The 21,230-nt window shown below is 68.9% G+C and carries 17 protein-coding genes; 15 read left to right on the top strand and 2 right to left on the bottom strand.

The features are described 5' to 3' along the window. The 13 genes from PMI12_RS11825 (at position 1) to PMI12_RS29210 (ending at position 15,920) form a co-directional block, all read left to right on the top strand. The gene (locus PMI12_RS11825; protein ID WP_007832456.1) at positions 1 to 1,560 is read left to right on the top strand and encodes a UDP-N-acetylmuramoyl-L-alanyl-D-glutamate--2,6-diaminopimelate ligase; all 1,560 of its coding nucleotides are present in this window, start codon (positions 1 to 3) and stop codon (positions 1,558 to 1,560) included. After that, positions 1,557 to 2,993, top strand: coding sequence for a UDP-N-acetylmuramoyl-tripeptide--D-alanyl-D-alanine ligase (locus PMI12_RS11820; RefSeq protein ID WP_007832455.1), 1,437 nt, complete (start codon positions 1,557 to 1,559; stop codon positions 2,991 to 2,993). Before PMI12_RS11825 ends, PMI12_RS11820 begins: the two co-directional genes overlap by 4 nt. 15 nt (positions 2,994 to 3,008) lie before the next feature. Further along, complete coding sequence (gene mraY / locus PMI12_RS11815) at positions 3,009 to 4,187, top strand: phospho-N-acetylmuramoyl-pentapeptide-transferase (RefSeq protein WP_007832453.1); 1,179 nt, start codon at positions 3,009 to 3,011, stop codon at positions 4,185 to 4,187. 7 nt (positions 4,188 to 4,194) lie between these two features. After that, complete coding sequence (gene murD, locus PMI12_RS11810) at positions 4,195 to 6,282, top strand: UDP-N-acetylmuramoyl-L-alanine--D-glutamate ligase (protein WP_007832451.1); 2,088 nt, start codon at positions 4,195 to 4,197, stop codon at positions 6,280 to 6,282. Next, positions 6,279 to 7,577: a putative lipid II flippase FtsW gene (gene ftsW, locus PMI12_RS11805; RefSeq protein ID WP_007832450.1), complete on the top strand. Its 1,299-nt coding sequence runs from the start codon at positions 6,279 to 6,281 to the stop codon at positions 7,575 to 7,577. The genes murD and ftsW overlap by 4 nt, the downstream gene beginning before the upstream one ends. Beyond that, positions 7,574 to 8,638 carry an undecaprenyldiphospho-muramoylpentapeptide beta-N-acetylglucosaminyltransferase gene (gene murG, locus PMI12_RS11800; RefSeq protein WP_007832448.1) on the top strand — a complete coding sequence of 355 codons (1,065 nt, stop codon included), beginning with the start codon at positions 7,574 to 7,576 and terminating at the stop codon, positions 8,636 to 8,638. Before ftsW ends, murG begins: the two co-directional genes overlap by 4 nt. Further along, entirely contained in the window at positions 8,635 to 10,098 is a 1,464-nt protein-coding gene (murC, locus tag PMI12_RS11795; RefSeq protein WP_007832447.1) for a UDP-N-acetylmuramate--L-alanine ligase, read from the top strand. Before murG ends, murC begins: the two co-directional genes overlap by 4 nt. After that, positions 10,095 to 11,066, top strand: a complete 972-nt coding sequence (locus tag PMI12_RS11790; protein WP_007832446.1) for a D-alanine--D-alanine ligase — start codon at positions 10,095 to 10,097, stop codon at positions 11,064 to 11,066. Before murC ends, PMI12_RS11790 begins: the two co-directional genes overlap by 4 nt. A 2-nt stretch (positions 11,067 to 11,068) precedes the next feature. Next, positions 11,069 to 11,857 (top strand): cell division protein FtsQ/DivIB, encoded by a 789-nt coding sequence (locus PMI12_RS11785; RefSeq protein ID WP_007832445.1) that lies wholly within the window; start codon positions 11,069 to 11,071, stop codon positions 11,855 to 11,857. 28 nt (positions 11,858 to 11,885) lie between these two features. Continuing rightward, a complete protein-coding gene (gene ftsA, locus PMI12_RS11780) occupies positions 11,886 to 13,115 on the top strand; it encodes a cell division protein FtsA (protein ID WP_007832444.1) in 1,230 nt (409 codons plus the stop codon). 170 nt (positions 13,116 to 13,285) lie between these two features. Next, positions 13,286 to 14,497, top strand: coding sequence for a cell division protein FtsZ (ftsZ, locus tag PMI12_RS11775; protein ID WP_007832443.1), 1,212 nt, complete (start codon positions 13,286 to 13,288; stop codon positions 14,495 to 14,497). Positions 14,498 to 14,805: 308 nt separating this feature from the next. Next, positions 14,806 to 15,729, top strand: a complete 924-nt coding sequence (gene lpxC, locus PMI12_RS11770; protein WP_042673244.1) for a UDP-3-O-acyl-N-acetylglucosamine deacetylase — start codon at positions 14,806 to 14,808, stop codon at positions 15,727 to 15,729. Between the two features lie 14 nt (positions 15,730 to 15,743). Next, entirely contained in the window at positions 15,744 to 15,920 is a 177-nt protein-coding gene (locus PMI12_RS29210; RefSeq protein WP_007832441.1) for a hypothetical protein, read from the top strand. A 34-nt stretch (positions 15,921 to 15,954) separates the two neighbouring features. Here PMI12_RS29210 and PMI12_RS11765 read toward each other — a convergent pair whose 3' ends face one another. Beyond that, positions 15,955 to 16,911, bottom strand: coding sequence for a LysR family transcriptional regulator (locus PMI12_RS11765; RefSeq protein ID WP_007832440.1), 957 nt, complete (start codon positions 16,909 to 16,911; stop codon positions 15,955 to 15,957). Between the two features lie 116 nt (positions 16,912 to 17,027). Here PMI12_RS11765 and glyA point away from each other — a divergent pair, with 116 nt between their 5' ends. Beyond that, a complete protein-coding gene (glyA, locus tag PMI12_RS11760; RefSeq protein WP_007832435.1) occupies positions 17,028 to 18,350 on the top strand; it encodes a serine hydroxymethyltransferase in 1,323 nt (440 codons plus the stop codon). A gap of 1 nt (position 18,351) precedes the next feature. Here glyA and ruvC read toward each other — a convergent pair whose 3' ends face one another. After that, positions 18,352 to 18,900 (bottom strand): crossover junction endodeoxyribonuclease RuvC, encoded by a 549-nt coding sequence (ruvC, locus tag PMI12_RS11755; RefSeq protein WP_007832433.1) that lies wholly within the window; start codon positions 18,898 to 18,900, stop codon positions 18,352 to 18,354. A 147-nt stretch (positions 18,901 to 19,047) separates the two neighbouring features. Here ruvC and PMI12_RS11750 point away from each other — a divergent pair, with 147 nt between their 5' ends. Continuing rightward, a complete protein-coding gene (locus PMI12_RS11750; RefSeq protein WP_007832430.1) occupies positions 19,048 to 21,123 on the top strand; it encodes a tetratricopeptide repeat protein in 2,076 nt (691 codons plus the stop codon). Positions 21,124 to 21,230 lie beyond the last annotated feature (107 nt).

Below are 21,230 nucleotides of genomic sequence, written 5' to 3'. Positions count from 1 at the left end.
ATGCTGACCTTCACTTCTCCCCAACTGGCCGCGGCCTGGCTCAAGGAGCGTGCATCGCAGGCCGCGATGCATGCCGACAGCCGTGCCGTGGGTGCGGGCGACGTCTTCGTCGCCTGGCCCGGCGCCGCGACCGACGGGCGCAAGCACGTGGCGGCCGCGCTGGCGCAGGGCGCGGCGATCTGCCTGGTGGAGCACGAGGGCGTGGAGGCCTTCGGCTTCGAGGGCGACGAGCGCATCGTGAGCTACCCCGGTTTGAAGGCCGCCACCGGCCCGATCGCCTCGGCCTTCTACGACAACCCTTCGGCCCTGCTCGACGTGCTGGCCGTGACCGGCACCAACGGCAAGACTTCCACCGCATGGTGGCTGGCCGAATCGCTTTCCACGCTGAGCGCGGCGGGTGGCGTGCGCGCGATGAACCCCGACGGCACCGTGCAGCGCGATGCGCCGTCGCCCTGCGCGGTGATGGGCACGCTGGGCATCGGCGTGCCGCCCGAGCTGACCTACACCGGCCTGACCACGCCCGACCCGGTGATGCTGCAGCGCGAGCTGCGTTCGCTGGTCGAGCGCGGCTTCGGCGCCTGCGCCATCGAGGCCTCGTCCATCGGCATCGCCGAACGCCGGCTCGACGGTGCGCAGATCGCGGTGGCCGTGTTCACCAACTTCACGCAGGACCACCTCGACTACCACGGCAGCATGGATGCCTACTGGCAGGCCAAGGCCGAGCTGTTCCGCTGGCCCGGCCTGCGCGCAGCGGTGATCAACATCGACGACACGCACGGCGCCAGCCTGTGCGCGAACCTGATCGACGCCGGTATCGGCGCGCTCGACGTCTGGACCGTCTCGGCCGGCGGCAAGCCGGCCCGCCTCATGGCGCGCGACATCGGCTACGACGCGCAGGGCCTGGAGTTCTCGGTGGCCGAGCACGGCACCACCGCGGTGGAACGGCTGTCGACCGGCCTCATCGGCCAGTACAACGTGGCCAACCTGCTCGGCGTGCTCGGCACCCTGCGCGCGCTCGGCCTCACGCTGGCCCAGGCCGTGGCCGCCTGTGCCAGCCTCACGAGCGTGCCGGGCCGCATGGACCGCGCGGGAACCGGCGAAGGTGCACCGCTGGCGGTGGTCGACTACGCCCACACACCCGACGCGCTCGACAAGGCCCTGATCGGCCTGCGCCCGCTGGCCAGGCAGCGCGGCGGTGCGCTCTGGTGCCTGTTCGGCTGCGGCGGCGACCGCGACCCGATCAAGCGCCCGATGATGGCCGCGGTCGCCGAACGCCAGGCCGACCGCGTGATCGTCACCAGCGACAACCCGCGCAGCGAGAAGCCCGACGCGATCATCAGCCAGGTGCTGCGCGGCTTCTCGCGTCCCGAGGCTGCGCAGGTGCAGCCCGACCGCGCCATCGCCATCGCCGACGCGATCGCGCAGGCCGCGCCGCGGGACGTCGTGCTGATCGCCGGCAAGGGCCACGAGGCCTGGCAGGAAATTGCCGGCCAGCGCATCGACTTTTCGGACAAGGCCCACGTGCTGCAGGCGCTGGCGAAGCGGAGTGCCGCGGCATGACCGACACGACGCCGCTCAATATCACGCTGGCCCAGGTGCAGCAATGGATTCCGGGTTCGCGCCTCGTGGGTGACGCCTCGACCGTCATCGCGCGCGTGCACACCGACACGCGCACGCTTGCGCAGGGCGACCTGTTCGTCGCGCTCAAGGGCGAGCGCTTCGACGCCAACGACTTCCTCTCCGATGCGAAGAAGCAGGGCGCCGTGGCCGCCATTGCGCACCGCGGCCTGGAAGCCGTCGGCCTCGCCGGCCTCGAGGTGCCCGACACGCTGGCCGCGCTGGGCGCCCTCGGCGCGGGCTGGCGCGCGCAGTTCGAGCTGCCGCTGATCGCCGTGACCGGCAGCAACGGCAAGACCACGGTCACGCAGATGATCGCGGCCGTGCTGTTCGCCGCGCGCGGGGAACGTGCCTTGGCCACGGCCGGCAACTTCAACAACGAGATCGGCGTGCCGCTCACGCTGCTGCGCCTGCGCGCGCAGCACCAGCTCGCGGTGCTCGAACTGGGCATGAACCATCCGGGCGAGATCGCGCGGCTGGCCGCCGTTTCGCGCCCGACCATCGCGCTCGTCAACAACGCGCAGCGCGAGCACCAGGAATTCATGGCCACCGTCGAGGCGGTCGCCGTCGAGAACGGCGCCGTGTTCGCGGTGCTGCCCGATGACGGCACGGCCGTGTTCCCCCATGGCGACCCCTTCACCTCGCTGTGGACCGACATGGCGCATGCCACCGGCGCCCGACGCTGCATGACCTTCGGCGAGTCCGAAGACGCCGACATCTCGCTCGACAGCGCCGAATGGAAGCAGGGCGCCTGGGCCGTGCGCATCCGCACGCCGCTCGGCGCCTTTGACGCGCGCCTGCACATCGCGGGCCGGCACAACGTGGTCAATGCGCTGGCGGCCACCGCCTGCGCGCTCGCGGCCGGCGTGTCGCTCGAGACCATTGCCGAAGGCCTGTCGGCCTTCGAGCCGGTCAAGGGCCGCTCGCGCGCCAGCGAGATCGTGCTGGCCGGCGGCCATGCGCTGACGCTGGTCGACGACAGCTACAACGCGAATCCCGATTCCGTGATCGCAGCCATCGACGTGCTCGCCGCCCTTCCGGGCCCGCGCCTGCTGGTGCTCGGCGACATGGGCGAGGTGGGCGATCGCTCGCCCGAGTTCCATGCCGAAGTCGGCGCGTGGGCGCGCCGGCGCGGCATCGAGTCCGTCTACACGCTGGGCGCGGCGACGATGCACACCGCCACCGCTTTCCAGGAGAGCGGCGGGGGACGCGACGGACGCCATTTCGACGAGTTCGACGCGCTCGGCGCGGCCGTGCTCGCGCGCCTGCCGCAGGTCGGCAGCGTGCTTGTGAAGGGATCGCGCTTCATGAAGATGGAGCGCGTGGTGAAAGCCATCGAGGCACAACAACAAAAGGAGGCCGGTCATGACGCATGAGCCGCGCGAAACGACATGCTGATGACCCTGGCCCAATGGCTGCAGACGCTCTCGCCCGAGTTCGGGTTCCTGCGCGTCTTCCAGTACCTCACCTTCCGCGCGCTGATGGCCGCGCTGACCGCGCTCGTGGTCGGCCTCGTGGCCGGCCCTTACGTGATCCGCCGCCTTGCCGCGCTCAAGATCGGCCAGCCCGTGCGCGGCTACGGCATGGAAACGCACCTGACCAAGAGCGGCACGCCCACCATGGGTGGCGTGCTCGTGCTGTTCGCCATCGCCTTCGCCACGCTGCTGTGGTTCGATATCTCGAACCGCTTCGTGTGGATCGTGCTGTGGGTCACCATGGGCTTCGGTGCCATCGGCTGGGTCGACGACTGGCGCAAGGTGGTGCGCAAGGACCCGGAAGGCATGCGCTCGCGCGAGAAGTACTTCTGGCAGTCATTGGTCGGCCTGCTCGCGGGCTTCTACCTGCTGTTCAGCATCTCCGAAAGCTCCAACTGGCGCGTGCTCGAGCTGTTCTTCGCCTGGGTGCGCTCGGGCTTCGATCTCGACTTTCCGCCCAAGATCAACCTGTTGGTGCCTTTCTTCAAGGAAGTGAGCTACCCGCTCGGCGGCATCGGCTTCGTGATCCTCACGTACCTCGTGATCGTGGGCGCGAGCAATGCGGTGAACCTGACCGACGGCCTCGATGGGCTGGCGATCATGCCGGTGGTGATGGTGGGCTCGGCGCTGGGCGTGTTCGCCTACGTCACGGGCAGCGCGGTGTATTCCAAGTACCTGCTGTTCCCCAACATCCCGGGCTCGGGCGAGCTGCTGGTGTTCTGCTCGGCCATGGCCGGCGCGGGGCTTGCGTTCCTCTGGTTCAACACGCACCCGGCGCAGGTGTTCATGGGCGACGTGGGCGCGCTGGCGCTCGGCGGCGCGCTGGGCACCATCGCGGTCATCGTGCGCCAGGAGATCGTGTTCTTCATCATGGGCGGCATCTTCGTGGTCGAGGCGATCTCGGTGATGGCGCAGGTCATGTACTTCAAGTACACCAAGAAGCGCTTCGGCGAAGGCCGCCGCGTGCTCAAGATGGCGCCGCTGCACCATCACTTCGAGAAGAGCGGCTGGCGCGAGACGCAGGTCGTGGTGCGCTTCTGGATCATCACGATGCTGTTGTGCCTCGTGGGCCTTTCGACGCTGAAGCTGCGGTGACAGGAACATGCGGCATCTGAAAGACCTCCCCGTCCTCGTCCTCGGCCTCGGTGCGTCCGGGCTGGCGATGACGCGCTGGTGCGCGCGCCACGGTGCCGTCGTGACCGTGGCCGACACGCGCGAAGCGCCGTCGCTGCTGGCGACGCTGCGGGCGGAACTGCCCGGGGTGAGCTTTGTCGGCGGGCCGTTCTCGGCCGCGCTGGTCGAGGGCACACCGATTCGCGCCGTGTACCGCTCGCCGGGCCTGTCGCCCGAAACCATCGCGCCGGTGGCCGATGCGGCGCGGGCCATGGGCCTGCCGGTCGGTGGCGAACTGGACCTGTTCGCGCGCGCGCTGCTGGATCTGCGCACGGTCGAGGTGCCGGTGGTGGAAGCCGGGCCGGAGCCTGAACCCGAAGCCGCCGCCGAAGCGGAAGCACCGGCCGAGCCCGAAGCTCAGGCGCAGCTGGCGCTGGAGGAGCCTGCGCCGGTTGAAGAAGCGGTCGAACCCCCGGCCCCGGCCGAAGCTGCTGAACCTGTCGAAGCGCAGCCCGAATCGACCGTCCCCGCGATGGCCGAAGCGATGCCGCGCGACCCGTCGATGAGCGTTGCCGCCCCGATGCCGTCGGAAGCTTCGGAGGCCGCACCCGCCGAAGTCATCACGACGACGGAAGCCGTCGAGGCCGAACCTGAGCAGACCGACGGCGCAGTGCAAGCAGCACCGGAGGCGGCGGATGCGCCCAAGGCTGCACCCGCCACCGTCTCCCGCCTCCCGACCACAGGCAAGCCCTACGTCCCGACCGCCGCCAGGGAGGCTGCAGAGTTCGTCGCCAAGATCGCCGAGATCTCCGCCACCAATCCGGCCTCGGCCGCGGTGGAGGAAGAGTCGCCCCAGCTCGAACTGGCGCCTCCCGTCGAGCCCGAAGCGCCAAAGGGCTATACGCCCGCGGTGCTCGCCATCACCGGAACCAACGGCAAGACCACCGTGACCTCGCTCACCGGCCAGCTGGTCGAACGCGCGGGCAAGACCGTGGCCGTGGCCGGCAACATTGGCCCGACGCTGCTCGATACGCTGTCCGCGCACATCGATGCCGGCACACTCCCCGACGTGTGGGTGCTCGAACTGTCGAGCTTCCAGCTCGACGGCGTGCAGGGCTTCGAGCCGACCGCTGCGACGGTGCTCAACCTCACGCAGGACCATCTCGACTGGCACGGCGACATGAAGGCTTATGCCGCAGCCAAGGCGCGCATCTTCGGTTCACGGGGCTTGATGATCCTGAACCGTGACGACGACGGCGTGATGGCCATGCTGCCCGCACCCGTCAGGGTCAAGCTGCAGCGCCCGCAGATCCGCACGCACATCACCTTCGGCAGCGCGATGCCGCTGCGCCCGGGCGACTACGGCATCGAGCGCGTCAACGGCATGGCCTGGCTGGTGCGTGCGCTGGAAGCCGACGAAACGCAGAAGCGCAAGCGCGGCGCAGTGGTCGAGGAAGAAATCTTCCTGCAGCGACTGATGCCCGCCGATGCGCTGCGCATCCGCGGCCGCCACAACGCCATGAACGCGCTGGCCGCGCTCGCGCTGGCCAGTGCCGCCGACTGCCCGCTGGGCCCGATGCTCTACGGCCTGCGCGAATACAGCGGCGAGCCGCATCGCGTGGAACCCATCGCCATCGTGGACGAAGTCGAGTACTTCGACGACAGCAAGGGCACCAACGTAGGCGCCACCGTGGCCGCGCTGACCGGTCTCGGCGAAGAGCGCCGCGTCGTCGTGATCCTCGGCGGCGAAGGCAAGGGACAGGACTTCGAGCCGCTGGCCGAACCCGTGCGCCAGTACGCGCGCGCCGTGGTGCTCATCGGCCGCGACGCGCCGCTCATCGAAGCCGCGCTGGCACAGACCGGCGTTTCGCTGCTGCATGCCGGCTCGATGGACGAGGCCGTGAAGCTCGCATCCGCACGCGCCAACCCCGGCGATGCCGTGCTGCTGTCACCGGCCTGTGCGAGTTTCGACATGTTCAAGGATTACGCGCACCGCGCCGAGGTGTTCCGCGAGGCCGTGCAGGCCTTCGAGGACAGCCCGCGCGGCATGGGCGATTCGACGGAGGACACGGTTTGAACTCTGCCGCCTCGGGCGCCACGCCCAACGCATCCACCGGCCGCTTCGGCGGCTGGTTCAGGCGCGCCCGCAGCGGGATCGACTCGCTGCCCGTGCACCTGCCTGTGCGGTTGGGCGGCGCCGGCGTCGCGCAGACAAAGGCCACGCCGATGCGCGTGCTGGGTTTCGACCAGGCGCTGGTCTGGGTCACGGTCGCACTGCTGATGTGGGGCCTGGTCATGGTGTATTCGGCCTCCATCGCGCTGCCCGACAACCCGCGCTTTGCGCGCGCCGGCTACAGCGCCTCGTATTTCCTCACGCGGCATGCGGCCTCGGTGATCTTCGCGTTCATCACCGCGCTGCTGGCTTTCCAGATCCCCATGAAGACCTGGGAGCGCGCCGCGCCATGGCTCTTCGTGGCTTCGCTGCTGCTGCTGGTGGCCGTGCTCATTCCGCACATCGGCATCAACGTGAACGGTGCGCGCCGCTGGCTGCCGATGGGCTTCATGCGCTTCCAGCCCTCGGAGCTGGCCAAGCTCGCGATGGTGCTCTACGCCGCCAGCTACATGGTGCGCAAGATGGAGATCAAGGAGCGCTTCTTCCGCGCCGTGCTGCCGATGGGCATCGCGGTGGTGGTGGTCGGCATGCTGGTGATGGCCGAGCCCGACATGGGTGCCTTCATGGTGATCGCGGTGATCGCCATGGGCATCCTGTTCCTGGGCGGCGTGAACGCGCGCATGTTCTTCGTGATCGCCGCGCTGGTGGTGGTGGCCTTCGGCACCATCGTCGCGACCAGCCCGTGGCGCCGCGAACGAATCTTTGCCTACCTCGATCCGTGGAGCGAAGAGCACGCGCTCGGCAAGGGCTACCAGCTGTCGCACTCGCTGATTGCCATCGGGCGCGGCGAGATCTTCGGCGTGGGCCTGGGCGGCAGCGTCGAGAAGCTGCACTGGCTGCCCGAGGCGCACACCGACTTCCTTCTGGCCGTGATCGGCGAGGAATTCGGCCTGGTCGGCGTGCTGCTGATCATCGGCCTGTTCCTCTGGCTCACGCGCCGCATCATGCACATCGGCCGGCAGGCGATCGCGCTCGACCGCGTGTTCTCGGGCCTCGTGGCCCAGGGCGTGGGCGTGTGGCTCGGCTTCCAGACCTTCATCAACATGGGCGTGAATCTCGGTGCGCTGCCGACCAAGGGTCTGACGCTGCCGCTGATGAGCTTCGGCGGCTCGGCCATCCTGATGAACCTGGTGGCGCTGGCCGTGGTGCTGCGCATCGATTACGAAAACCGTGTCCTCATGCGTGGAGGCCGCGTATGACCGGCCGTACCGCACTCGTCATGGCCGGTGGTACCGGTGGCCACATCTTCCCCGGACTCGCGGTGGCCGAGGCCCTGCGCGAGCGCGGCTGGCAGGTGCACTGGCTGGGCGCGCCCGGCAGCATGGAAGAAAAGCTCGTGCCGCCGCGCGGCTTCGCCTTCGAGCCGGTGCAGTTCGGCGGCGTGCGCGGCAAGGGCCCGCTCACGCTGTTCCTGCTGCCGCTGAAGCTGCTGCGCGCCTTCTGGCAGAGCCTGCGCGTGGTGCGCCGCGTGAAGCCCGACGTGCTGGTGGGCCTGGGTGGCTACATCACCTTTCCGGGCGGCATGATGGGCGTGCTGCTCAACAAGCCGCTGGTGCTGCACGAGCAGAACTCGGTGGCCGGCCTCGCCAACAAGGTGCTGGCAGGCGTCGCCGATCGTGTGTTCACGGCCTTCCCGAACGTGCTGAAGAAGGCGCAATGGGTGGGCAATCCGCTGCGCGCGGCGTTTACCTCCAAGCCAGATCCGGCCGTGCGCTTCGCGGGCCGCACCGGGCCGCTCAAATTGTTGGTGGTGGGCGGCAGCCTCGGGGCGCGCGGCCTCAACACCGTGGTGCCGCAGGCGCTGGCCCGCATCGAACCGGCGACGCGCCCGCAGGTGCTGCACCAGAGCGGCGCCAAGCAGATCGACGAGCTGCGCGCCAACTACACGGCGGCCGGCGTCGAAGGCGAGCTCACGCCCTTCATCGAAGACACCGCGCAGGCGTATGCCGACGCCGACATCATCGTCGCGCGCGCCGGTGCCAGTACCGTCACAGAAATCGCGGCCGTCGGCGCAGCAGCGCTGTTCGTGCCTTTCCCCTCGGCGGTCGACGACCACCAGACCACCAACGCGCGCTTCCTCGTGGACGCGGGCGGCGGGTGGCTCGTGCAGCAGACCGACCTCACTCCTGAATTGCTGGCTGATTTGCTACAGAAAACCGGGCGCGACGCGCTGATAGAGAAGGCCGTCAAGGCCAAGACCATGCAGAAGACGAAGGCGGTGGAAGCCGTAGTCCAAGCCTGCGAGGAGCTTGCCAAATGAAGCACGCGATTCGTCACATCCATTTCGTGGGCATCGGCGGCTCTGGCATGAGCGGCATCGCCGAGGTGCTGCTCAACCTGGGCTACAGGATCACGGGCTCCGACCTGTCCGACAGCGCCACGCTGCGCCGGCTCGCGGGCCTGGGCATCGGCACCTTCGTCGGTCACGCTGCTGCGCACATCGACGGGGCCGACGCGGTCGTCACCTCCACCGCCGTGCAGTCGGACAACCCCGAAGTGCTGGCCGCGCGCGAGAAGCGCATTCCGGTCGTGCCGCGCGCGCTGATGCTGGCCGAGCTGATGCGGCTGAAGCAGGGCATCGCCATTGCCGGCACGCATGGCAAGACCACCACCACCAGCCTGGTGGCAAGCGTGCTCGACGCCGCCGGACTCGACCCGACCTTCGTGATCGGCGGGCGCCTGAACAGCGCCGGTGCCAACGCGCAGCTCGGCAGCGGCGACTACATCGTGGTCGAGGCCGACGAGTCGGACGCGTCGTTCCTGAACCTGCTGCCCGTGATGGCGGTGGTCACGAACATCGATGCCGACCATATGGAGACCTACGGGCACGACTTCGCGAAGCTCAAGAAGGCCTTTGTCGATTTCCTGCACCGCATGCCCTTCTACGGCGTGGCCATCCTGTGCACCGACGATCCGGCGGTGCGCGAGATCGTGGCCAACGTGACCTGCCCGGTCACCAGCTACGGCTTCGGCGAGGACGCCCAGGTGCGCGCCGTCGACGTGCGCGCGGTCGGCGGCCAGATGCATTTCACCGCGCAGCGCCGCAATGGCGTGACGCTGCCGGACCTGCCCATCGTGCTGAACCTGCCGGGCGAGCACAACGTGCGCAACGCGCTGTCGGTGATCGCGGTGGCGGTGGAGCTCGGCATTCCCGACGAGGCCGTGCAGCGCGGCCTTGCGGACTTCAAGGGCGTGGGCCGCCGCTTCCAGAGCTACGGCGACGTGGCCGTGCAAGGGGGCCATGCAGCCGGCACCTTCACCGTCATCGACGACTACGGCCATCACCCGGTCGAGATGGCGGCCACCATCGCGGCCGCGCGCGGCGCGTTCCCGGGCCGTCGGCTGGTGCTGGCCTTCCAGCCGCACCGCTACACCCGCACGCGCGACTGCTTCGAGGATTTCGTGAAGGTCATCGGTACCGCCGACTCCGTGCTGCTCGGCGAGGTCTATGCCGCGGGCGAGGCACCCATCGTGGCGGCCGACGGGCGCACGCTGGCGCGCGCGCTGCGCGTGGCCGGCAAGGTCGAGCCGGTGTTCGTCGACGACATCGCGGCCATGCCGCAGGCCATTCTCGACAACGCCCGTCCGGGCGACGTGGTGCTCTCCATGGGCGCCGGGTCCATCGGCGCGGTGCCGGGCAAGGTCGTCGAACTCGGCGCGGCTGTGGCTGCGGCACCCTCAACATCGGAGCGCGGTTCGCGCAAAGGGAGGGCCTCATGAGCCTTCAGAATCCTCAACTCTTCGGCAAGGTTGCCGTGCTGTTCGGCGGCAGTTCCGCCGAACGCGAAATCTCTTTGATGTCGGGCACCGGCGTGCTCGAAGCCCTGCGTTCGCGCGGTGTCGACGCGCACGCCTTCGATCCTTCGCAGCGCGAGCTGGCCGACCTCAAGCGCGAAGGCTTCGCGCGCTGCTTCGTCGCTTTGCATGGCCGCCATGGCGAGGACGGCACCGTGCAGGGCGCGCTCGAACTGCTCGGCATTCCCTACACCGGCTCGGGCGTGATGGCGTCGAGCGTGGCCATGGACAAGGTCATGACCAAGCGCATCTGGCAGGCCGACGGCCTGCCCACACCCAAGTACGTGCGCCTGGCCTTCGACCAGCAAAGCCGCGAGCAGGTCATGGTGGTGCCCGACGTGCTCGGCCTGCCGCTGATCGTGAAGCCACCGCGCGAGGGCTCGTCCATCGGCGTGACCAAGGTCGAGGGCTACTCCCAGATGCAGGACGCGGTCACGCTGTCCGCGAAATACGACGCCGATGTGCTCTGCGAGGAGTTCATCGAGGGCGAGGAAGTGACCTGTGCCGTGCTCGGCCAGGGGCTCGATGCGCGCGCGCTGCCGGTGGTGCGCATCGCCGCGCCCGAGGGCGCCTACGACTACCAGAACAAGTATTTCACCGACGACGTGAAGTACCAATGCCCGAGCGGCCTTCCCGAGGCCGAGGAGCACGAGATCCAGCGCATCACGCTGGCCGCGTACCACACGCTCGGTTGCCGTGGCTGGGGCCGCGCCGACGTGATGATCCGCGCCAGCGACCGCAAGCCATTCCTGCTGGAGATGAACACCTCGCCCGGCATGACCAGCCATTCGCTAGTGCCGATGTCGGCCCGAGCCGCGGGCATCGCGTACGAAGAACTGTGCCTGCGCGTGCTGGCCTCGGCCGCGCTCGACGCCACGGGGGGGGCGCAATAGCCATGGCCGACGGCATCCCCGCTCCCTTCGACGTCAAGCTCATGAACATCGTCGCGAACATTGCCTTCGCGATGGTGGCGCTCATGCTGCTGGCGGCGGGCGCGTGGTGGGTGCTTCGGCAGCCGTTCTTCCCGCTCGCCGGGATCAAGGTGGACGGCGAGGTCACGCACAACAACGCGGTCACGCTGCGCGCCAACGTGGCACCGCAGCTGTCGGGCAACTTCTTCACCATCGACCTGGCGCGCGCGCGTTCCGCCTTCGAGTCCGTGCCGTGGGTGCGCAGCGCGGTGGTGCGGCGCGAGTTTCCGAACAAGCTTCGTGTGACGCTGACCGAGCAGGTGCCGGTGGCCAACTGGGGCGACGAGGCGGGCTCGAAACTGATCAATGGTTTCGGCGACGTGTTCGAGGCCAACGTGGCCGAGGTCGACGACAACCTGCCGCGCCTCGATGGCCCGATCGAACAGGCGGGCCAGGTGCTGGGCATGTACCGCGTGCTGCAGCCGCAGTTCCAGCCCTACGACCTGGCCGTCGACGAGCTCACGCTGTCGAGCCGGGGCAGCTGGAAGGTGGTGCTCGACAGCGGCGCAGAGATTGAACTCGGCCGCGGCCAGAGCGAGGAGGTGACGGCCCGCCTGCAGCGGTTCCTGAAGACCGTGACCCAGGTCGCGGGGCAGTACCGCCGCACGATGGCCGACGTCGAGGGCGCCGATCTGCGCCACAACGACGCGTATGCACTGCGGCTGCGCGGCGTCACCACGGTCTCGCCAGAGGCCCCAAGAAAAATCAAGTAGCGAATACCGAGAAATCGAGGACATATCAATGCCCAAAGAATACAAAGACCTGGTCGTAGGACTCGACATCGGCACCGCCAAAGTGATGGTGGTGGTGGCCGAGGTGCTGCCCGGTGGCGAGCTCAAGCTGGCCGGCCTCGGCATCGCGCCGAGCAATGGGCTCAAGCGCGGCGTGGTGGTGAACATCGACGCCACGGTGCAGAGCATCCAGCAGGCGTTGAAAGAGGCCGAGCTGATGGCCGACTGCAAGATCAGCCGCGTCTACACCGGCATCACCGGCAGCCATATCCGCGGCATCAATTCCAGCGGCATGGTGGCGGTGAAGGACAAGGAAGTGACGCCCGCCGACGTGGCCCGCGTGGTGGAGACGGCGCGCGCCATCAACATCTCGAGCGACCAGCGCCTGCTGCTGGTGGAGCCGCAGGAGTTTGTGATCGACGGCCAGGACGTGAAGGAGCCGATCGGCATGAGCGGCATGCGGCTCGAAGCCAAGGTGCACATCGTGACCGGCGCTCAGAGCGCGGCCGAGAACATCATCAAGTGCGTGCGCCGCTGCGGCCTCGAGGTCGACCAGCTGATGCTGAACCCGCTGGCCTCGAGCCAGGCGGTGCTGACGGAAGATGAACGCGAACTGGGCGTGGTGCTGGTCGACATCGGCGCGGGCACCACCGACGTGGCGATCTTCACCAACGGCGCGATCCGCCACACGGCCGTGATCCCGATCGCGGGCGACCTCATCACGAGCGACATCGCGATGGCGCTGCGCACGCCGACGAAGGACGCGGAAGACATCAAGGTCGAAAACGGCTATGCCAAGCAGCTGCTGGCCGACCCCGACACGCAGGTCGAAGTGCCGGGCCTGGGCGATCGCGGCCCGCGCATGCTGAGCAAGCAGGCGCTGGCCGGCGTGATCGAGCCGCGCATCGAAGAGATCTTCTCGCTGGTGCAGCAGGTGGTGCGCGAGTCGGGCTACGAGGAAGTGCTGTCGTCGGGCGTGGTGCTCACGGGTGGCAGCGCGGTGATGCCGGGCATGGTCGAGCTTGGGGAAGACATCTTCCTGAAGCCTGTGCGGCGCGGCATTCCGAAGTATTCGAGCGCGTTGTCCGACATGGTCGCGCAGCCCCGTGCGGCGACAGTCATGGGTCTGCTCGAAGAAGCTCGCTTCGCGCGCATGCGCGGCTTCAAGGTCGCGCAGAAGAATGGGTCGGTAAAGACTGCATTCGGACGTTTCAAGGACTTCATCGTGGGGAACTTCTGACCATGATCCATTCCCCACTCTGGCTCGCGCGTGGAAGCCCTCCATTGCATTTCAACGAGCGATGGCGGCGCACAGGTCCACCATCGTGACGGTCTCATCGTTGATCCCGTCACGGCACAAGAAAAATTCATAGATACACAACGGCAACTGCAAGATTCAAGGAGTTAAAAATGACCATCGAAATGATCGAAGTCGAAGAGTTCAACCAGGGCACGCAGATCAAGGTGATCGGTGTCGGCGGTGGCGGCGGCAACGCGGTCGCCCACATGATGGAACGCGGCGTGCAGGGCGTTCAGTTCGTCTGCGCGAACACTGACGCACAGGCACTGCAGCGCAGCAGCGCGCACAAGATCATCCAGCTCGGCACCAGCGGCCTGGGCGCCGGCAGCAAGCCCGACAAGGGCCGTGAAGCGGCCGAGCTCGCGGTGGACGACATCCGCGCGGCCATCGACGGCGCACACATGCTGTTCATCACGGCCGGCATGGGCGGCGGCACCGGCACCGGCGCCGCTCCCGTGATCGCGCGCGTCGCGAAGGAAATGGGCATCCTCACCGTGGGCGTGGTGACCAAGCCCTTCGACTGGGAAGGCGGCCGTCGCATGACCAACGCCGACGCCGGGCTGGCCGAACTCGAAGCCAACGTCGACTCGCTGATCGTGGTGCTCAACGAGAAGCTGCTCGACGTCCTGGGCGAGGACATCACCCAGGACGAAGCCTTCGCGCACGCCAACGACGTGCTGAAGAACGCCGTGGGCGGCATCTCGGAAATCATCAACGAGTACGGCGGCGTCAACGTCGACTTCGAAGACGTGCGCACCGTGATGGGCGAACCCGGCAAGGCCATGATGGGCACGGCCGCCGCCGCGGGCCCGGACCGCGCGCGCATCGCCGCCGAACAGGCCGTGGCCTGCCCGCTGCTCGAAGGCATCGACCTCTCGGGCGCCAAGGGCGTGCTGGTGCTGGTGACGGCGTCGAAGGGTTCGCTGAAGCTGAACGAGTCGAAGCTCGCGATGAACACCATCCGCGCCTACGCTTCGCCGGACGCGCACGTGATCTACGGCGCCGCCTACGACGACAGCCTCGGCGACCAGATGCGCGTGACCGTGGTGGCCACCGGCCTCTCGCGTGCCGATGCCCGCCGTCAGGCCCCCACGCTCGAAGTGATCCGCACCGGTACCGACAACATCCCGTTCACCGTGCCGACGCTCGGTGGCATGGGTCATGCCGGTGGCAGCGGCAGCCAGCCCAACTACGACGGCATGGCCGTTCCCAGCGTGTGGCGCACCAACCGCACGATGGCCGCCGCGAAGGTGGACGCGCTGTCTTCGGGCGGCATGGACGACTTCGAGATCCCGGCCTTCCTGCGCCGCCAGGCCGACTGATATCGGCTCGCCCCCAGGCTGCGCGCACTTCGTGTCGCTTCGCCTTCCCCCTGCCGGGGGCAACACCTGAGGACCGGCGGAGCCGGATCCTCGGTGTTTCGCGAAGCGGCCTATAGACGCAGAGGGCACGAAGGTTCGCAAGGGGCGCAGGGGGGACCTGAAAGGGACTTCCCCTGACCCTAGGCGCTGCGTTCACTTCGTGCCCCTTGCGTCCATCGTCGGGGCTTTAATGGATAGGACCCATGTCTATCGGTGCCATAGCGAAGGGCCTAGGGGCCCACGCCCGGCGCGCGCCTAAAATCCCCGGCGTGCTGCAACAACGAACCCTCAAGTCGATCAGCCGCGCCGTGGGCGTGGGGCTTCACAGCGGCCAACGCGTGGAGCTGACCCTGCGTCCGGCCCCGGCCGACACGGGCATCGTGTTCCGCCGCGTCGACCTGCCGGAGCCGGTCGAGATCCGCATGACCGCCGAGTCGGTCACCGACACGCGTCTCGCGTCCACGGTCTCCACCGGCGGCGCGAAGGTGCAGACCGTCGAGCACATCATGTCCGCCTGCGCGGGCCTGGGCATCGACAACCTCTACATCGACATCACGGCCGACGAAGTGCCGATCCTCGACGGGTCGGCCTCGTCCTTCGTGTTCCTGCTGCAAAGCGCGGGCATCGCGCTGCAGAAGGCGCCGCGCCGCTTCATCCGCGTGACCCGCAAGGTCGAGGTGCGCGAGGGCGAAGGCGCCAACGAGAAATGGGCGAGCCTGGAGCCGTACCACGGCTACAAGCTGAGCTTCGAGATCGACTTCGACCACCGCGTCGTCAACTCCACCGGCCAGCGCGTGGAGTTCGACCTGGGCACCGATTCATACAGCCGCGACATCGCGCGTGCGCGCACCTTCGGTTTCACCAAGGAGGTCGAGTACATGCGCAGCAAGGGCCTCGCGCTCGGCGGCGGGCTGGACAACGCCATCGTGATGGACGACACCAAGGTGCTCAATGCCGGCGGCCTGCGCTATGACGACGAGTTCGTGAAGCACAAGATCCTCGACGCGATGGGCGACCTCTACATCATCGGCAAGCCGCTGCTGGCGGCCTACACCGCGTTCCGCTCGGGCCATGCGCTCAACAACAAGCTGCTGCGCGAACTGCTCTCGCACAGCGACGCCTACGAAGTCGTGACCTTCGACGACGAGAAGCGCGCGCCACGCGGTTTCGGCGAAGTCGCCCGCGCCTGGTAGGCGTCGCCCCGACGATGCTTCTTTTCCGCTGGGCCATCCTGCTGCTTCTGCTGGTGGCGGGCGTGTGCTTCGCGTTCTATGCGGGCACGGGGCAGGCCAGGTACCGGCGCATCGGATGGATCGTGTTGAAGTGGACGCTGCTCGCGGCGTTCGGCTTCTTCGCGGTGCTGATCGCCGAACGCGTCGTGTAGTTGGGCTCGCCCCCAGGCTTCGTGCATTGGCCCGTCAGGTGGCCAGCGCCTGCAACGCCTGCACCTGTTGCGCGAGCAGCGGTCCCTTGCGGTGTGTGGGCACCAGCAGCATGACTGTGTCGCCGACTGCTTTCGGCCTGCCCCAGGGCGCATGCAGCTTGCCTTGCGCGAGCATTGGCGCAACCAGCCGCTCGCGACCCATCAGCACGCCTTCGCCATCGAGCGCGGCCTGCAGTGCGAGGCTGTAGAGCGAGAAGTCGGGGCCGGCCGCGAGCGCGTCGGCTTCGATCGCCGTGGTGCCGGGCCGCACGGCTTGCAGCCAGCGCGGCCAGTCGTCGCGCCAGACGGTGTCGTGCAGGCCGCCGCAGCGCGCCAGCAGTTCCGTCAGGTCATCGAGGGAGCGCGGCCTGCCGCTGGGCGATGGCTGCTGCAGGCGCGGGCTGCACACCGGCAGCAGCCGGTCGCGTACCAGCGGGATCGCCTGCGCGCCAACGGCTGTTTCGATGTGCTCGCCGGCCCGTGCATAGAACAGCCCGAGATCGAAGGGCTCGCGGCGGAAATTCGGCGGCTGCTCCAACGCCGTGACCGACACCTGTACGCCGGGCAGCGCGGCCTTCAGCCGGGAGAGCCGCGGCGACAGCCAAAGCTGCGCCACGGCCGGCAGCGCAGCCACCTGCAGCGTGCTGCGGCGCGCGGCGGTCTGGGTCTCGTGGCGCAGTGCCTGCACCGCAAGGCCGAGCTGATCGACGGCCGCGCTGAGGGCAGGCAAGGCACGCCGCCCGTGCGGGCTGAGGCGAATGCCCTGGCTGTGCCGCTCGAACAGTGCGCCGCCGGCCCAGGTTTCCAGCGCCTTGATCTGCTGCGCGACGGCGGCCGGCGTGACGAACAGTTCTTCGGCCGCGCGCGCGAAGCTGCCGTGGCGCGCGGCCGCCTCGAAAGCGCGCACGGCCGTGTGCGGCGGCAGGCGAGGGCGGGGCGGTGCGAGCGGCATGCGAGGGTCTTCCAGGCCAAGTTTTTCCAGGGCTCAGGCCCAGATTATCCGGTTTGCCCGGCCGCGCACTGCAGGCGACGATGCGCCCATCCATCACTTCCAGCGAGATCCACCGAATGCCCGCCGCCCTGCAACGCCGCCCCTGGGTTCCCGCCGCCAGCGAAGACCACGTGCTTTCCATTGCCGCCGACGCCGCCGCGCGCGATGCGGCGGGCGTCGCCACCGAGATCGAGCGGCTGGTGGCCGACAACCACCGCATCCACGACATCGACGGGCTGAATCTCAACCCCGCTACCAACGTGATGAACCCAGCCGCCGAGGCGCTGCTGTCGCGCGGGCTCGGCTCGCGCCCCTCGCTCGGCTATCCGGGCGACAAGTACGAGATGGGATTGGAGGCCATCGAGCGGATCGAGGTCGTCGCCGCCGAACTCGCGGCTGAGGTCTTCGGCGCGAAGTTCGCCGAAGTGCGCGTGAGTTCCGGCGCGCTGTCGAATCTCTACGTGTTCATGGCGACTTGCCAGCCTGGCGACACGATCATCGTGCCGCCGCCCAGCATCGGCGGCCACGTCACGCACCATGCGGCGGGCGCGGCCGGGCTCTATGGCCTGAAGCCGGTTTCCGCGCCCGTCGATGCCGATGGCTATACGGTCGATACCATCGCGCTGGCCAGGCTGGCGCGCGAAGTGAAGCCGAAGCTCATCACCATCGGCGGCAGCCTGAACCTGTTTCCGCATCCGGTGCCCGAGATCCGCGAGATCGCCGATGGCGTGGGCGCGAAGCTGCTGTTCGACGCGGCACACCTCTCGGGCATGGTGGCCGGCAAGGCGTGGCCGCAGCCGCTCGAACAGGGTGCGCATGCGATCACCATGAGCACCTACAAGAGCCTGGGCGGCCCGGCGGGTGGCCTGATCGTGTCGAATGACGCGGCGCTGATGGAGCGCATCGACGCCATCGCATACCCCGGCCTCACGGCCAATTCGGATGCGGGCCGCACGGCCGCGCTGGCCCGCGGGCTGCTCGACTGGAAGGCGCATGGCGTAGCCTATGCAGCTGCCATGCGCGAGACCGCGCAGGCACTGGCGCGCGCGCTCGATGCGCAAGGCCTGCCCGTGTTCGCGAAGGCGCGCGGCTTCACGCAGTCGCACCAGCTTGCGGTTGAAGCAGCGCGCTGGGGCGGCGGGCAGCATGCGGCGAAGAAGCTCGCGCGAGGCGGCCTGCTGGCCTGCGGCATCGGCCTGCCGATCGCGCCCGTGGAGGGCGACATCAATGGCCTGCGGCTCGGCGTGCCCGAGATCGTGCGCCTGGGCTTCACGCCCGACGACATGCCGCAGCTTGCCGACTGGATCGCGCGTGCACTCGAAGGCGATGCGGCGTGCGTGGCCGCCGAAGTGCGCGAGCGCCGCACGCGGCTCGGCGAGTTGCGCTACATCGTGCGCTGACTCAGCGCGAACGCCCTTGCCGGTAGGTGCCGGCGTGGGTCTTCGACAGCTGGGCCGCTTCCGCGAGCCGCGCCATCGAGCGCCCCACCTGCGCGTGCGTGATGGCGATGCCCAGCGCGTCCGCCGCATCGGCGCCCGGCAGGCCCGGCAGGTCGAGCAGCCGCCGCACCATCTCCTGCACCTGCGCCTTGGCGGCCTGGCCGTGGCCCGCTACGGCCTTCTTCATCTGCAGCGCGGTGTACTCGGCCACCGAGAGGTTGTTGCTGACCAGCGCGGTCACGCAGGCGCCGCGCGCCTGCCCCAGCAGCAGTGTCGACTGCGGGTTGACGTTGACGAAGATGATCTCGACCGCCGACGCATCGGGCTGGTAGCGCGACGTGATCTCCGCGATGCCGTCGAACAGCACCTTCAGGCGCGCCGGCAGGTTGCCGGTGCCCAGGTGCCGGGTGCTGATGGTGCCGCTGGCCACGTAGCGCAGCGCATGGCCGTCCGCGTCGACCACGCCGAAACCGGTGGTCTGCAAGCCGGGGTCGATGCCAAGAATGCGCATGAGAGAAACGAAAGGCCTACGCCCGAGCAAAGAGGAGAGAGAAGGACCGAGCCAGCGCTGGAAAGCCGCGCGATCGCGGGCAGAATCCGTGCCGATTCGTACAGTCTGCCCCGCTTCCCGCAGGGCACGCCACACAAGGAAGCGAATGTGAATGTAGTCGAGTCCTCCGCGCAGCGGCAACTGGACGAGGCGCAAGCCTTGCTCGAACGCCTGCAGCACCCCGCTGAACGCGCAGCCGCGAGCTTCCGGCGCGTCGAACTGCTCAACGACCTGGGCCGCCGCGACGAGGCGCTGGCCGGCTGCACCCGGCTGCTCAACGAATTCGCGGCCATGCCCGAGGCCGGCGTGGTCGTGCCCTGCTGCCAGGCGCTGCGCCTGCTGGCGCACATGCTGCGCCAGATGCACCGCCCCGCCGATGCGCTCGCCACCCTCGACCGCCTGATCGCCGCGCACGGCCAGCGCGGCGAGCCAGGGATCCGCGAGCACATCGCCCATGTGCTGTACCAGCGCACCTGGTGGATCGACGAGCCCGCGGCGCGCTGCGAGGCCTGCGACGCCATGAGCGAACTGCTCGACAGCCAGCCCGATGCCGCGCTCGACGCCTGGCGCGCGGAGGCCCGGCTGCTCAAGGCCGAGATCGAACATCACCGCGGCCTGCCGCAGGACGCACTGGCCACGCTCGATGCGGTAATCGAGCGCTTCGACGGCAGCACCGACCCGGGCGTGGTGCTGCGCGTGGCGCGCGCGCGCCTGGCCTCGGTGCTGAACCTGCGCGAGCTGGCGCAGCATGCGCAGGCCCAGGTGATGTGCCTGGCGGTGGCCGACCAGATCGAGGCCGGCCTTGAGGACGCGGCGCCCGAGCTGCGCATCGAGGGCGTGCGGGCGCTGACCCTGTTCTTTGACGGGTTCGGCATCGACGAGCATGCGAACCGCGCCGAGCTGGTCGACTGGCTGCTCGAGCGCTACGGCCGCGATGCCTCGGCGCAGGTACGCCGCATGGCCGTGCGCCGTGCCTACGACTGGTCGGTGGGCCTGCGCGAGCAGGATGACGGGGAGGCCGCGCTGGCCGCCTGCGAGCGGTTGCTCGCCACCTTCGGCGCAGACTCCGATGCCGGGGTGCAGCGCACCGTGGCGGGCGCGCTGCTCAACAAGGGCTTCGTGCTGCTCGAACGGCTCGGCCGGGCCGAAGAGGCGCTCGCCGTGTACGAGCAGCTCGCGAAGCAATTGCGGGGCGCTCTCACGCCCGAGCTGCAGGACACCCTGGACAAGGCCACCGCCGGCCGCCAGGCCTGCCTGAAGCGGCTGCGCAAGGCCGATGCCGCCGGCAACCTGCCGGAACTGCCGTCCGAGCTGCGCGACGAAGTGCGCGACAAGGTCAGGCAGGGCCGCAAGCATGGCGATGCCGGCGAATCGAACGAGGCCATCGCGCTGTTCGACGAGGTGCTGGCCGCGCATGGCGCGTCGCCGCACCCCGAGCTGCGCCGGCAGTGCGCGCGGGCGCTGGTCCACAAGGCCTTTTGCCTGGTCGCGCTGGAGCGCTTCGCCGAAGTGGTCGTTGCCGCCGATGCGATGGACGCGCGCTACGGCGCCGACCCGTCCACGGAGATGCAGGAGACCGTCGCGCTGTGCCTGCAATACAAGAGCACCGCGCTCGACCGCCTCGGCCTGCACGACGACGGGATGCGGGTGCACGACCAGATCGTCGCGCGCTGGGGCAACTCCGAGTTGCCGGACCTGCGCGGGCGCGTGGTCGGTGCGCTGTTCCGCAAGGGCGCCACGCTGCGCCAGACCGGCCAGCTCAAGGCGGCCGTGGACTGCTACGACGAGGCCATCGCTCGCACCACCGGTGCGAGGGAAGGCACGCTGCAGCTGTGGGCCGCCAAGTCGATGATCAACAAGGCCAAGGCGCTCGACAAGCTCGGCGATCCCGTGGGGCAGGCCAAGGCGTATCGCGCGCTCATTGCGCGCTTCGGCGATACAGGCGATGCCGCACTGCGCGAACGCGTCGCCAATGCCTGCGAATGGCTGGCCGAGGCCGAGGGCCGGCAGGGTCGCGTCGAGGCGCAGCGCGCGGCGCTCGAAGCCGCGCTGGGGCGCTTCGGCACGGCGTTGTCGGCCGAGCAGCGCGCGCGCCTCATGCGCGAGCTGCAGGCGCTGAAGGCCAGGGCGTTCGGCCGAAAGGCCAAGGAGGCCTTCGACCGCGTGGTGCGACGCAAGGCCTGAGCGAGGTCACCCGACACTCGAATCTGAACTGTCTCCGGAGTTCTTTCAGGAATACCGCGGAACCGGCTTTGCCGGGCCGCAGGTATTGCCCCCTGCAAGGGGGTTGG

This window comes from Variovorax sp. CF313, assembly GCF_000282635.1.
In the GTDB taxonomy this organism is placed as follows: domain Bacteria; phylum Pseudomonadota; class Gammaproteobacteria; order Burkholderiales; family Burkholderiaceae_C; genus Variovorax.
The sequence above is the reverse complement of the archived record's forward strand: the minus strand, read 5'-3'. Positions and strand labels throughout refer to the sequence as shown.